General features: G+C 43.0%; 17 protein-coding genes and 2 pseudogenes. 2 read left to right on the top strand and 17 right to left on the bottom strand.

What is annotated here, in order from left to right:
* Positions 1-45 precede the first annotated feature (45 nt).
* The gene (locus tag ONZ52_RS13950) at positions 46-999 is read left to right on the top strand and encodes a LysR family transcriptional regulator (RefSeq protein ID WP_265219287.1); all 954 of its coding nucleotides are present in this window, start codon (positions 46-48) and stop codon (positions 997-999) included.
* A 76-nt stretch (positions 1,000-1,075) separates the two neighbouring features.
* Here ONZ52_RS13950 and can read toward each other — a convergent pair.
* The 7 genes and pseudogenes from can to ONZ52_RS13920 form a co-directional block, all read right to left on the bottom strand.
* A pseudogene (gene can, locus ONZ52_RS13945) lies at positions 1,076-1,710 on the bottom strand (carbonate dehydratase).
* Positions 1,703-2,374: a methyltransferase domain-containing protein gene (locus ONZ52_RS13940; protein ID WP_265219285.1), complete on the bottom strand. Its 672-nt coding sequence runs from the start codon at positions 2,372-2,374 to the stop codon at positions 1,703-1,705. The pseudogene can and the gene ONZ52_RS13940 overlap by 8 nt, the downstream one beginning before the upstream one ends.
* A 97-nt stretch (positions 2,375-2,471) precedes the next feature.
* Positions 2,472-2,561 (bottom strand): annotated as a pseudogene (locus ONZ52_RS25060) (putative RNA methyltransferase); the annotation flags it as partial.
* A 128-nt stretch (positions 2,562-2,689) separates the two neighbouring features.
* Complete coding sequence (locus tag ONZ52_RS13935; protein ID WP_265219284.1) at positions 2,690-3,112, bottom strand: EAL domain-containing protein; 423 nt, start codon at positions 3,110-3,112, stop codon at positions 2,690-2,692.
* Positions 3,078-4,691, bottom strand: a complete 1,614-nt coding sequence (locus ONZ52_RS13930; protein WP_265219283.1) for a putative bifunctional diguanylate cyclase/phosphodiesterase — start codon at positions 4,689-4,691, stop codon at positions 3,078-3,080. Before ONZ52_RS13930 ends, ONZ52_RS13935 begins: the two co-directional genes overlap by 35 nt.
* A 62-nt stretch (positions 4,692-4,753) precedes the next feature.
* Positions 4,754-5,614 (bottom strand): DUF1853 family protein, encoded by an 861-nt coding sequence (locus ONZ52_RS13925; protein ID WP_265219282.1) that lies wholly within the window; start codon positions 5,612-5,614, stop codon positions 4,754-4,756.
* The gene (locus ONZ52_RS13920) at positions 5,611-5,952 is read right to left on the bottom strand and encodes a YqcC family protein (protein WP_265219281.1); all 342 of its coding nucleotides are present in this window, start codon (positions 5,950-5,952) and stop codon (positions 5,611-5,613) included. Before ONZ52_RS13920 ends, ONZ52_RS13925 begins: the two co-directional genes overlap by 4 nt.
* Positions 5,953-6,083: 131 nt before the next feature.
* Between ONZ52_RS13920 and ONZ52_RS13915 the strand changes: the two genes are divergently transcribed.
* Complete coding sequence (locus tag ONZ52_RS13915) at positions 6,084-7,154, top strand: DUF3549 family protein (protein WP_265219279.1); 1,071 nt, start codon at positions 6,084-6,086, stop codon at positions 7,152-7,154.
* Between the two features lie 117 nt (positions 7,155-7,271).
* On the opposite strand, the gene ONZ52_RS13910 is transcribed toward ONZ52_RS13915, so the two are convergent.
* The 10 genes from ONZ52_RS13910 to ONZ52_RS13865 form a co-directional block, all read right to left on the bottom strand.
* Positions 7,272-7,460, bottom strand: coding sequence for a BrnA antitoxin family protein (locus ONZ52_RS13910; protein WP_265219278.1), 189 nt, complete (start codon positions 7,458-7,460; stop codon positions 7,272-7,274).
* A gap of 12 nt (positions 7,461-7,472) precedes the next feature.
* Entirely contained in the window at positions 7,473-7,784 is a 312-nt protein-coding gene (locus ONZ52_RS13905; protein ID WP_212918493.1) for a type II toxin-antitoxin system RelE/ParE family toxin, read from the bottom strand.
* On the bottom strand, positions 7,772-8,029 hold the full coding sequence (locus tag ONZ52_RS13900; protein ID WP_265219276.1) for a type II toxin-antitoxin system Phd/YefM family antitoxin: 258 nt from the start codon (positions 8,027-8,029) through the stop codon (positions 7,772-7,774). Before ONZ52_RS13900 ends, ONZ52_RS13905 begins: the two co-directional genes overlap by 13 nt.
* A 128-nt stretch (positions 8,030-8,157) precedes the next feature.
* Positions 8,158-8,436, bottom strand: coding sequence for a hypothetical protein (locus ONZ52_RS13895; RefSeq protein ID WP_265219274.1), 279 nt, complete (start codon positions 8,434-8,436; stop codon positions 8,158-8,160).
* Positions 8,437-8,916: 480 nt separating this feature from the next.
* Positions 8,917-9,237, bottom strand: a complete 321-nt coding sequence (locus ONZ52_RS13890) for an NIPSNAP family protein (protein ID WP_265219273.1) — start codon at positions 9,235-9,237, stop codon at positions 8,917-8,919.
* Positions 9,238-9,299: 62 nt separating this feature from the next.
* A complete protein-coding gene (locus ONZ52_RS13885; RefSeq protein ID WP_265219271.1) occupies positions 9,300-9,794 on the bottom strand; it encodes a DUF1993 domain-containing protein in 495 nt (164 codons plus the stop codon).
* 127 nt (positions 9,795-9,921) lie between these two features.
* Positions 9,922-10,344 carry a hypothetical protein gene (locus tag ONZ52_RS13880; protein WP_265219270.1) on the bottom strand — a complete coding sequence of 141 codons (423 nt, stop codon included), beginning with the start codon at positions 10,342-10,344 and terminating at the stop codon, positions 9,922-9,924.
* A gap of 72 nt (positions 10,345-10,416) precedes the next feature.
* Positions 10,417-11,178: a carbon-nitrogen hydrolase family protein gene (locus ONZ52_RS13875; RefSeq protein ID WP_265219269.1), complete on the bottom strand. Its 762-nt coding sequence runs from the start codon at positions 11,176-11,178 to the stop codon at positions 10,417-10,419.
* Positions 11,179-11,345: 167 nt separating this feature from the next.
* Complete coding sequence (locus tag ONZ52_RS13870; RefSeq protein ID WP_265219268.1) at positions 11,346-11,567, bottom strand: hypothetical protein; 222 nt, start codon at positions 11,565-11,567, stop codon at positions 11,346-11,348.
* Between the two features lie 167 nt (positions 11,568-11,734).
* The gene (locus ONZ52_RS13865; RefSeq protein ID WP_265219267.1) at positions 11,735-12,532 is read right to left on the bottom strand and encodes a glucose 1-dehydrogenase; all 798 of its coding nucleotides are present in this window, start codon (positions 12,530-12,532) and stop codon (positions 11,735-11,737) included.
* Positions 12,533-13,034: the final 502 nt, after the last annotated feature.

The raw sequence follows: 13,034 nt of genomic DNA, 5'->3' as shown, positions 1-13,034 counted from the left end.
AGTATCATGCAGCCCCAACGTCAGTGGACATGAGCCTCTTCCCTTATGCAGTTAGACAAAATAGATCTCAACTTACTTCGATATTTGGACTCCTTACTTCGGGAGCAGAATGTCACCCACGCCGCCAATCAGTTGGGCATCACTCAGCCAGCGATGAGCAATGGACTAAGACGTTTAAGAGATCTATTCCACGACCCACTTCTAGTAAGAACCAGTGATGGCATGATGCCAACCGCACTCGCCATACAACTGCAACCTCGTGTGCAAAACATTTTACAAGCGGTCGATGAAGTGCTGCACCTAGGCCAAAACTTTGAAGCGGAATCAAGCTCTCGAGTGTTTCGTATTATGGCCAGTGACTACGCAGAAGCCACGCTCATTCCACCGCTGATGAAAAAGCTACAGGATGAAGCACCCAATGTCATACTCGATGTCATGAACCCAAGTGATGTCAGCTTTCACGATGTAGAAAAGGGTAAAGTAGATTTGGTTATCAATCGCTTTGATACCCTGCCACAATCTTTCCACCAAAAGTCCGTTTGGGTGGATCATTTCTCTTGTCTAGTACCGGCCAATTCTGATATTGCCAAAAATTTCTCCTTAGAAATGTACCTTGCTTCCCCGCATGTTTGGGTCAGTAAAACAGGCTTTGGTGTCGGTGTTGGCATTCAGCCAGAAGAAGTGCAAAAACTGGGTTGGGTCGATGGCACCTTGGCGGACTTAGGCTTTAAACGCAATATCCGTCTATTCACACGCAACTATAATGTCGCCATGCGCGCTACAGAACAACTGGGACTCATTGCCACACTGCCATCGTTGGCCACACGCCTTATGAAAGGCAATCAAAGTGTTGTGGTGCTACCGCCACCGTTTGACATTCCACCAGTGGAATTGAAAATGCTATGGATCCCATTATTACAACATGATCCAGGACACATTTGGCTGCGCTCCACTATTGCAGGATGCGCCCGCACTATTGCTGAAAACAACAATTTATAATCGACCGTCTTACGTCTGATTCATAAAAAAACGAGGCTCTTGGCTCGTTTTTTTATCTCGCTGCAATACGCCACATCTATGACATATTGTTCAACTGCTGTATCGACTCTTCTGCATTAGAAACGGTTCTTTTCAAATCCGTAATATGCCCATTATCTATACTGTAACACCAACCATGCACATGCAATTCTTGACCGATTTTCCAAGCGTTTTGCACGATACTGCTCTGGCAAACGTTCGCCACTTGCTCTACCACATTTAACTCACACATACGATCAAAACGCGCGTGCTCATCTTCAATGCTATCCAACTCGTCACGATGCAAGCGATAAACATCTTTAATATGACGCAGCCAGTTGTCTATCATACCGTGCTCTTCCGTCCCCATGGCCGCTTTGATACCACCGCAACCATAATGCCCCACCACCATGATGTGTTTCACTTTTAACACATCCACAGCGAACTGAATAACAGACAGACAATTTAAGTCTGTATGCACCACTACATTGGCAATATTACGATGAACAAAGACTTCGCCAGGTAAAAGATCCACTATTTGATTGGCAGGAACGCGGCTATCGGCACAACCAATCCAAAGATATTCCGGCTTTTGTTGTTTCGATAAGGTAGAAAAAATTCTGGGTCCTCTGCCGTCACCTTGGCCGCCCATTCTCTATTTTTATTAAACAGCTCATCTAAATGACTAGACATAATTCACTTCCTTTATTTCCTTTCGATACCAACGCAGCTTAATGTCCGCCGTCAGTGTAATAGAGTTAAGCTGCTTTACCGCCTCGCGGCCATCATAGGAAGCCTTATGAATGTGAGGCGTCATGCTCAACAATTGTTGAATGTGCAACTGGGAATCCAGAGTAAAAGTAAAGCGTTCAGCCTGCTCATGTAGCAACTCAAAGCCCGACACACCCGACGCAAATGTGGCTTTATACTCATAAATGGATGGATAAAGTAATTTACGTAACTCAATCAAGTGATCGGCACCAGACTCCACCAGCAATAACACACCATGATCACTTAATACCCGAGAAAACTCTGTAAATACGGGAAAGCCAAACAAGCACAGCACCGCATCAAAGCGTTCCTTTGGCATCGGCAAACCGGCATTACTGGCTACCAGCCAGCTGATATCTTTATCGCGTTTACTAGCGGCCGTGACCGCCCATTTGGAAATATCCAACCCCATACGTTCAGCATAGATACCTTGGCCTGACAAGGCACGGCCGAGTCTCACTAAGGTAATAGCCCTCCCCACACCCAGCGTCAAGAATACGAACACCGCTGTGTAAGTTTTCTTTTGGCCAAGACGAGAGAATTGCCTGAACGATAGGCAGATAGTGGTGTTGATTGAGAAAAGCATGGCGTGAAGCCACCATTTCCTTGCTGTCGCCTGGGTCTTTAGAACGTTTGTTTTGTACTGGAAGAAGATTGACATAGCCAGTTTTGGCCAAATCATAAGTGTGTCCGTGTTGACAAATTAAGCTGCGCTCGCGTCTTTGCAAGGGCGCAGAATCTATCGGACAAGAAAGATTTTCAAGCGTCGACACAATGTATCCATAGTTGATTAATAAGCGCTATTAACGATAAGGATAACCTATTAGTGGGATACTGAACACGAAAAAAAGCGCTGCCATAATGCTTTCTTATTTCGGCCATTCATTCTAACCAGCCCTTGCTAAGCGACAACATTATGGCTATCAAGATAGACAAGAAAATCATCACTACTCAAGGGTTTAGAAAACAAATACCCCTGCACTTCTTGACAATGATATTTATTCAACACATCTACCTGGCCGCGGTTTTCGACGCCTTCTGCAATCACTTTTAGATTCAGGCTATTTGCCATAGCAATGGTGGCTTTAACAATGGCGTCATTATCACTGTCCAACCCCAAATCATGAATAAAAGAACGATCGATTTTTAACGTTTGAATAGGGAATTTTTTCAAATAAGCCAATGAAGAATAGCCCGTACCAAAATCGTCAATTGATAAGGTTAAGCCGAGCTTACGAAAGCTGTGCAGTTTTTCAATCGATTGCTGTGCATCGACCATCAACATGCTTTCAGTGAGCCTCAAGTTCGAAATATTTCGAATCAACGCCCGTTTCTTCAAGGACTCGCTCAACCATATCAACCAAATCTGCCTGCATAAATTGCCGACTGGATAAATTGACCGACAATTTGATATCAGGATAACCCGCTTTGCGCCATTCCTGTAACTGACGACACGCCCTGCGAATGACCCATTCCCCTAAAGGCAGAATAAGACCACTCTCTTCTGCTAAAGGAATAAATTGATCTGGGCTAATCATGCCAAGCTCAGGATGAATCCAACGAATAAGGGCTTCGGCGCCCACTACCGTCTCATCTGGAAGGCGAATTTTAGGCTGATAGTGCAAAATAAATTGCTCTTCTTCTATCGCTTTTCGCAACCCACCGCCCAATGTTAAATACGCATCAATATTCTCTGCCATGCTATTTTGATAGACAAAACACATATTATGGCCCATGGATTTTGCACGATACATAGCAGCATCGGCATTTTTCAGTAGATGATCCACGTTGTCAGCATGTTGAGGGTAACTGGCAATACCAATACTGGCGGTGATCATCATTTCCATTTTGGCCACAGGGTAAGTATTGCTGGCATTCTGCATAATACTTTCAGCAATGCTTTCTAATTCTGCAATAGAATTCGTATTCTCAAGCACCACAACAAATTCATCGCCGCCCAAACGATATAAACACGCTCCAGAAGGGATACTGTCTTTGATACGTTCCGCCACGCGTTGAATCAGCTCGTCACCGACCCGATGACCAAAATTGTCATTAATGACTTTAAAACCATCTAAATCCAAATACAAAAGACCAAACTGTCGATGACGCTTACGGGCATTAATCAGCGCACTTTCTAACTGATGATAAAGCAAATTACGATTGGGCAAATTGGTTAAACCATCGTAATTATTAAGACGATAAAGCGCCACCTCATGATCTCGCTCTTCTTGAATATCATGAGTTAACAGATAAATCATGTTCGTTGAGGGATGATAAGACACTTCTATCTTATGCCAGCGTATTCCATTTTGTGTCGCCAGCCGAATTTCTTGGAATAAATTTTCTTGATGAGCAAGACGACGAATAAAACTATTAGCCGCACCAGACACAGCAAACAAATCTCGAACGTGCTGAATGACACCAAAATGCGCAATAAAATGCTCACTGGCTTCAAGATACTGACCATATTGATCAAAAATAGCGAAAGACAAACTTCGAAACTGCGCCAACAAACCGGCATGATGAACAATAATAGAGTCATCCTGAACAACAGAAACAGCATCGTAATGCGAGACCGGGTGTGCCTCAACAAACAACCCTTTTCGCGCGTCCTCTAGAGCAATGACCGAGCCACGAACCTGATACTCAACCCCATCCTTGGACGTAAATGGCCACTTAAAGGGTAAGCTTTCACCAATATCAAGCGACGCTAAATGAAGTGACAAACGTTCTCTTAATCCACTCGGAATAGCACGTTGCCCCAATTTAATGTCCTTCAGAGAGCCAATTAACAAGGCTTCAGCCGCTTCATTACAGCACGGTACACTTGATTGCTCTACGTCTATAATCCACGCGGCTAATGGCATTTTAGCCTGCAGTAACTTTGATAAATCGGTCATCTACTTTTTAATACTACTAGTTTGTAAAGCAACTAAAGTGCATCTTAATATTGGACTCTGTTTCACCATGAATCTGGCACAATAAATACATTTCTATTATTTTCAGCATGACGCACAGCTCGCCATAAAAGTACATGTTTGGGGCGACTGTCATGTAGGAATTCGCTTACAAGATTGTAGGCAGATTGTAGAGAATTGAAAGTGAAATTATCAGTTATATTTTGATTCGCCAACCAATGAGGCTTTTGTAAGATAGAAAAATAAGAAAAATACGGCGTTAGCAACGCCATTTGGGACACCCGTATCCAGCCACCATGCTCAGTTTGACTCAACCACTTCTCCACATCCTGCTGATGATTAAGAGCAAGATACAAACGCCCAAATATCAACAAACTGGTCTGCGGCACACGATCTCTAGCAAACTCGGCAATGGCAGAAAAACCTTCTTGCGTTTGTAAAATCTGTAACTGATGCTCTCTGGCTCTGGTGACCTTTTTTAATAAGCTATCATTTTTATTTGGCCCAATCCAATCATGGGGAAAAAGATCGGGACGCTCTAAATAAAATTTAACGGCGATTTCAAATTGATGGAGCACTCCGTCAGGTGTCTCCACCAACATATCCACTTCGCCCAGCGTCTTTCCTGACGCCGTTATTTGAAAATGTTCGCGAATAACCGTTAAACAAGACAAATGTTCTATCGCATACGAAAACAGACTTTCAAAGTAGCTGCCCAAAAAATGTGACTTACATTCAGCAAGGGCATTAATCAATGGCGCAGGCATCTGATCCAGTGCCAATAACCGCGCTTCAACATCGGCCACCCAATAGGCTTCGAGGTAAAAATCTCGCTCGATATAATGCCCTTCCACCAACCAAGCAAGGTCTTTTACCAAAGGATGATGAAGCTGATCAGAAATCACAATGCGCCACTTAAATGTTGATCGATGCGATTCAAACAATTGACAAGATGCGCAACGTTGGCTGAAGGCTTATGTTTAAACGCCTCTTCCGCCATGGGAGAAATATGACAGCGCACAGGCAAATCACTCCCAGTGGCTAACAAGGTTTTAAAACGCTCTATCATCACAAATCGCAACCACTGCTCAAACCGCATCGTATCAATACAAAAAGGCTCTGTACTCTGTAAGGCCTCGTTACTTGGCGTACCACATTCCCAAACACCACAATCTTGCATCGCCATTTGCAAGTCCATCAACAAATCCGCCAACACATGATGGTCAGAAAAGGCTTTTTTCAACCTGATTTCTCCTCTAAAAAACGGTAAGATAACGCATCTTTTTATGTAACTTTCTCTTTATATAACTGTCTTTTATTCAACAAAGGGCGCCCACTGCGCCCTTACTTGCAAAACGAGTCCCATACTTTATCATGAACAAAATAGAATCGCTTTCTGACTTATTTGATATGGTCGGATGTGATGTGAGCTACTACGACCTAGGACGCAACATCACCAAAATCACTCCGCAGCAAGCCATACAGTTCGATCGCAAACAGCAAGCCTACCCTTTTCCCTTTCGCCAACACGCTTGGCTAGCTTGCCTGTTAACATCAAAAGACACAGCCAAAAAAGACAGTGCCAATGCTGGCGTCATTTGGTTTGTTAAACTGCCGCTCGACGAAGCAGGTTGCCTAAATCTTGGTACGCGAGATCACTTCATCAAAAGTATTGTCGATAAAATACTGCACAAAGGCGAAGAAGCTGGCTTATCCGAAGCCCTCGAAGACAACCCTTATGTCTTCAAGCCAGATCAAGAACGCATGGCCAGTTTTCACGCTATTCTTGGCAAAGATCTTCACAAAGCCCCTTCGCACTACTTTGACGACGTGGTTAAACACCTGTCATCGGACGTAAACAAACAAGACGACAGCTGGCAAACACTCGGGCTGCAAGGCATTGCCGAACTCGCCGCCAGAGTAGACGAAGACACATACCAAGTGCTCATACAAAAAGCCATTCAACACGCCGCCAAGCCCGTTGTCAGCGCCCTATGCCATGCTCTTGAGCACGAAACGCTGTCAAGTCAGCTACAAGAAACGCTGATTGCGCAACTGCAAACGGAGCAAGACGCACTCATGCAAGCAAGCTACCTACGCGCCTTATCCAGAGCAGAGTTAAACAATACATTGTTATTACCACTGTTTGGTTTGCTCGGCAGTCTAACAGAATGCCAAGACAACGACCTTCACCCCATTGCTGCTCTCGCCGCAAAATGCCCCCATTGGCTGGGTCAAAACCCACAGCTACTGCGTATTATCATGGAAAAACTGGCGCACCGAGAAGACGGCTACATCGCTTTCAGACAAATCGCCGCCGAACTGAGCCAACACCCTGAAGCCAAACAACCCCTTTGGAGCTTGTTACGCAGCGGCCACGTCAGCCCGAAACTGGCCCAAGCGGTAAGTTATTTATTCACACAAACGCCCACATCGGTACAGTGATGAGAAATAGTTAGTAACGAAAAGAATAGAGTCTGTGGCGTTTTACATAGAAAAAAACGCTTCAGACTTTGGTTTTTTGAAATGAGTGAAATGGCTTACTGCCATGCTATCTTCAAGTCACGGCGTGACTGCGCACAATCCCCTTAAATACAGGTTAATTAAGCTTTGATAAGGAATGCCCTTATCATCTGCCAAAGCCTTAAAATACTCAACAGTATCTTCATCAAGCCTTATCGTAACCTGCTTCTTAAGCTTTTTAGCGTAAGGGTTTTTGACTGAATTTGAAAAATCATAATGATCACGCATAGCGATAATCCTCTAGTTCTCATCCGTAGTAGACAATAAATACTTGCGTAAATCTCTTTCTTGCCTCAACAGATGAAGGATATAGACTGAATCGTTATCAACTTTGTAGAAAACACGGCAAGGATTCACTACCACTTCTCGATAATTTAGAGTCGAAATTTCTTCAGGGATTCTACCGGAGTCAGGAAATTGTTCGAGTCTCTGCACCTTACTGAAAACATTTTCTACTAATTGCCTCGCAGCGTACGGATTACTCACTGCAATATACTCAGCAATATCGTTCAGATTATTCAGTGCTGGCTCAGTCCAAATTATTTGAGCCATTTACTCATTTTCTCTTTGGCTTGCGACATATCCATTGTTCTACCTTCACGGATGGCCTGTTCGCCCTTCGCAATACCTTCCAAGATATTCATCCGTTCCACCATCAACTCGTAATCAGCAACATCAAGCAAATAAGCTGATGGCTGACCATGCTCGGTTATGAGAATAGGCTCTTTTGACTCACGCAAGTCAGCAAGCAGCTTCGTTGCCTGCCTCTTTAATGTAGTAACGACTTCGGTTCTCATAGCGACACCTCAGATTAAAATGTATCACTATAGTATCACTCCAATTTAAAAAGAACTAATGCCCACATAAAAGACGAACAGTAGCGAGTCCAGCCCACGCTTTTTGTTGGCGATTTTTCATGTGCTTGTTATGTATTGTCATCTGGCTTGTAAAAATGTGGTTCGTGTATTTGAGGGTTTACCTCGTAAATTCCATCCATTTCTTTTGGCCTAAGCTCAGGATAACGTTCCCATAAAGGCTGTAGCATCTCTAAGAACAGCTCTCCCATAACTTTCCCTGCGCTTGATCTATAAGATTCAAAATTTTCTTTTGTATCCTTATCCATAACGAAACGCACGCTTTGGTCAAGCTTTCCTGACACTTGCATTAGTAGAACACTTAGTTCTTCAGCTTCCTTCTTATTCATTTAGATCTCCGTATATGAGCGATTTATTATGTGTTTCTCTTACTGCAAGAATCTTTTGCAAACAATTTAAATACTAAAAGTATCGGCAACAAAACAACTGACCAAATAGTTGATAGAAATAGGATTGCGATGAGTATGGATATGCCGCCTCCCTCAAGCTCAAAATTAATGGCGTATGCGGTAACCAAAGACAACACCACACATAAAAAAGTCATTTTAATAGGTGGGAAGTAATACTTTTCAGGAAGCCATTTAGCCGACAATGACCAGATCAGCAAACATGGCCCTGCCGAAAGACATGCTAATAAAGCGATGATTCCTGCGAATATCAATATTTCCAATTAGTGAACTCTCCCTGACACATAACGCCCGCTCAAATGGTGAACAACACTATCCCAACACTCAACTGTTATCCTATAAACGCAGGAGCCAAATAAACCCAAAACCACCAAGTGTTGAGAATCCGACTTGAAAGGTTTGTTATACGTTGCTTCCCTGCCCAAGCACTGGTCTGAAAAAACTACGTTCGTAGCTAATAATACAGTCGACTTTATCTGCAAACTTAAAAACCTCAATACACTCGGGATCATTTAAAGATTTAAGACGATACTCTTCATATACAGATAAGCTTTCAAATGTGAACAAAGCTAGAGCTATATTATTCGCACCTTCTGACGGTAGGAAATAGCCATTGTGTTGACCACCGAACTTCTCAACAAGTGGAATCCACATTCTTGCGTATTCTTCAAATTCTTTAACCTTTTTCGGGTCAATCACGTACCTGACATAGCAAGTAATCATAAAATTTAAATCTTTCTAATAGCCTAATTTAATACTCAATGTATAACACCAAGCAGCCATGCTTAACTACTTACAAAACTAAAGCCTACAGGGTAAGAATGAAGACCATCAAAATCGCCTTTACTCACCGCTACGCCCTTGCTTTTAGCGATAGCGTAAACCATCCCCATATGAAAGAAGTAATTAGGCACTATGTATTGATGAATAAAATCTGACTGGCACAGCTGAACTTCTGAAAAACCCGCTTTATCATTCAAAACTTTACTATCATCAAAAAAACAAATATCAGGAAGCTTTTCTAACAGTTCTCTCGTTTCAATGATTTGACGAACAACGGCGGCTTTCCCTACCTCATCCGACATTAATGAAACAGCCTCTTTCCCCAGCAGCGGGTAATACCCTCTTAACACAAAATTGGCTGCAATTTTTGCGTTCATTTCAAGCGAAAACATATCATCCGCTAAAGACTCAGAGAACAGTTCAGGGGGCACTTTATTAACAATCGTCTCCAACTGTAATAAGTAGCCCTTGAATAATTGTTTAATGGTACGACTCATTAGTAACTCTAAGCCTCCTTGATAGAATGTGACCTGACAAACATTCACCCAACAGATCATGTAAATTTTATTAGGACACGCATGTTAAAAACCTTGTAAATACTGACTTTCTAAAGTGCGTGTCTTCTTAACGTTTGATAGTTTTGAGTCCAATATACCACTTGGGCTGCATGGCATTAAAATCGGTTCGAATGTTAGAGGTCAAATAACTAGCAGAATCGAGAACAAGGTCTCGCCCATCCACACGTTTAAAAACAACCCAGTGCCAAAAATCTCTCCCCTCTTCCTGATGATGTTTAATAGCCAACAACGCCAGATCAGGCAATGCGCCCCAAGATTCAAATAGAATTTCATTCTCAGTAGCCTCAACACCAACACGAGACAACATATGTCGAACATATTGCGTATCCGACCACAGCGATGTATCAGAAGCATAAATACCCATTGAATTCGCTAATGCCTTCATCTCCGCGTAACTTTTACCAACAACATTAGCCACAGAAGCAATCCCGCATCCTGTGGTTTCTTCTTGTATAATGGGACTAATCACAGCCGCTCCTTTTGCGCACAACGCCAGTATGCAAATATTCACCAACTACATGCTGATCTTTTTGTCTCAATATCATATTTTGATAGCGTCTATCTTGTGGTCGGCCATTGCACATAAAACGAGGCAAGGCTCTTTCGACTCCGAACTGAAAACACGCTCTCCACTTGCATTCCAAATTGAGTTATTACCGCATGAGGACCAACCGCCCGTTGTAGATATATGGTTGCTCAAAAGCACAGGAAAACCATGTATCGCTGCGATGGAGGACAACATTTTGGCGTCCGCTTCAAAGCCACGTTCAGATATTAAAGCGCTGGCAATGTATATATCAGCACCCAGTTCGCGTGCTTTTTGAGCGTGTTCTGGCGACGCAAAATCCGCGCATATCGCCAATGCAATTCGATAACCATTTACAGTGAAAACGTAGTCAGCTGCACCGCTCGAACAATGCTTACCCTCGCCTTCATGCAAATACTGCTTAGCATAGAACTCTCGTGCCCCATCAGGAAAACAAATAACCGCTCCGATGGTTGGTTTGGCGTCCCTTCCCGATGTAAGAGTGACTTTAAGAGGGCACCCTGCGAGAACAATAATGTTGTGATCTACTGCCGCTTGAGATAACGCTTCGAACACATGTGATGTTTCAGATAAAGCCAGTTCTTGAGCAAGTTCAAGCTCATAGCCCGTCAAAGATAACTCAGGAAACACCACCACATCAGCTTTGCATGATGAAGACTGCTCAATCATCTTAATATGCTGTGCGAGATTTTCTGTCACATCACCTTTAACAACAGGAACCTGAGCCAAACTGATACGGATACTTGTTTTCAACATCTCTCCTTAACGTACTTCAATTGATAACGGCTTTTTTGAAAAATCGATTTGATAAGCACACGCATGTTAAAAACCTTTTAAATGCTGGCTTTCTAAAGTGCGTGACTTATTAACGGCAATATACTCAGCAATATCGTTCAGACTATTCAGTGCTGGCTCAGTCCAAATTATTTGAGCCATTTACTCATTTTATCTTTGGCTTGCGACATATCCATTGTTCGACCTTCACGGATGGCCTGCTCGCCCTTCGCAATACCTTCCAAGATCTTCATACGTTCCACCATCAGCTTCTGTTCCTGATTTACGCGGCGAGCAGAAGAAAGATCTAGGTCATCAACCATGTCTTCCTGGCCTTCCTCAAATTTTTTATCGAAGTCTTTAGCTTTCATAAAGCTCAATCTCCTTATTGCGGGAACGCCTGACTGAAATTAGACGAATACGAGCATCCCTGTAAGTGACGACAGCCGACAGACCGTAAAACGAACGACAAATTTTATGCGTTACTCCCCTGTATAAAATCTATCTATGTAAATAGTGAGATCAACGTTGTTAAACATTATTTTGCAGGCGTTCCGGCTGAACCTGCAAGAATGCCACCGTCAATATTTATCTCTGTTCCTGTCAAATAGCCAGATTCATCTGAAGCCAACATGACAGCAACACAAGCGACTTCCTCAGGTAAACCAAAACGCCTAAGCGGTGTATCTTGAACAAAAGCGGCCATATTCGCTTCACGTTCAGGCCCATCACCCAGCATCGGTTCCCACATAGGCGTCAGAATTGCAGCAGGGTGAATGGAATTACACCGCACTTTTAAGCCTTGCTGTGCGCAGTACAAGGCGACACTTTTTGTATGATTTCGCACTGCCGCTTTACTGGAAGCATAGGCCGCGGCCGTTGGAATACCGACGATGCCAGAGCGTGAGGATATATTAATAATGGACCCTTTCTGTGTGGCACGCATGGCTTTAATGGCATACTTACATCCTAAAAATACCCCATCAAGGTTTGTCTCATGTACTTTGCGCCAAGCGTCTAAGGTTGCATTCTCTGGATCATGCGGGACGAAGCCCTCTTCGAAGCCAGTAATGCCAGCATTGTTAACGACAATATCAAGCCGACCATGTACATCGATTATTTTCCCAATAAGCTTCTGCCACGCTCCTTCGTCGCGAACATCTAACAAAGCAAACTGGGCAGATTGACCAATGGATAGCGCTACTTGCAGCCCATTGTCCTGATCAATATCCGTGACATAAACAAAGGCACCTTCCTGAGCAAAATGTCGAACAATTGACTCACCAATCCCTTTAGCAGCCCCAGTGACTAAAGCCACCTTTCCTTCGAGTCTCATAATGTCTCCTATTAAAGCCTGATACTCCCAACTACCGCTGATTTTTATTAGATGATAATAAGGCGTATCGCTTACACTGATTTGTTAACTTCTTGGCCGCGGCATAACTGCCCACCTCTCTTCCTGAAAATTGATACTATATAATTACAATGCATCAAGTCGAAAAGGGGCTTACCAAGACACCCACGTTAAACACTGACCTAATAATTCAAATACAACATAGGGCTTATCCAATTGATCAACGTACCTAAAGTGAGTAATACTATCTTCCTTCTCAACTTTATAGATTTTTTGATGTAGATGCTCGTCAGCCACAAATACTGAGGAATGAGTATTTATAAGGGGCTTACCAAGACACCCACGTTAAACACTGATATTTATCATACAAAACCACCTTCTCAAGAGATAGTACTTATATGGAGTTCATCTTTTATCGTTTTGGTAAGGAGCAATTCACTACTAAAAGGCTAGTTATTAGGTTGTTAGGCGAGTAAATTTACTA

It is taken from the genome of Marinomonas rhodophyticola (assembly GCF_026113935.1).
GTDB classification, from domain to species: domain Bacteria; phylum Pseudomonadota; class Gammaproteobacteria; order Pseudomonadales; family Marinomonadaceae; genus Marinomonas; species Marinomonas rhodophyticola.
The sequence above is the reverse complement of the archived record's forward strand: the minus strand, read 5'-3'. Positions and strand labels throughout refer to the sequence as shown.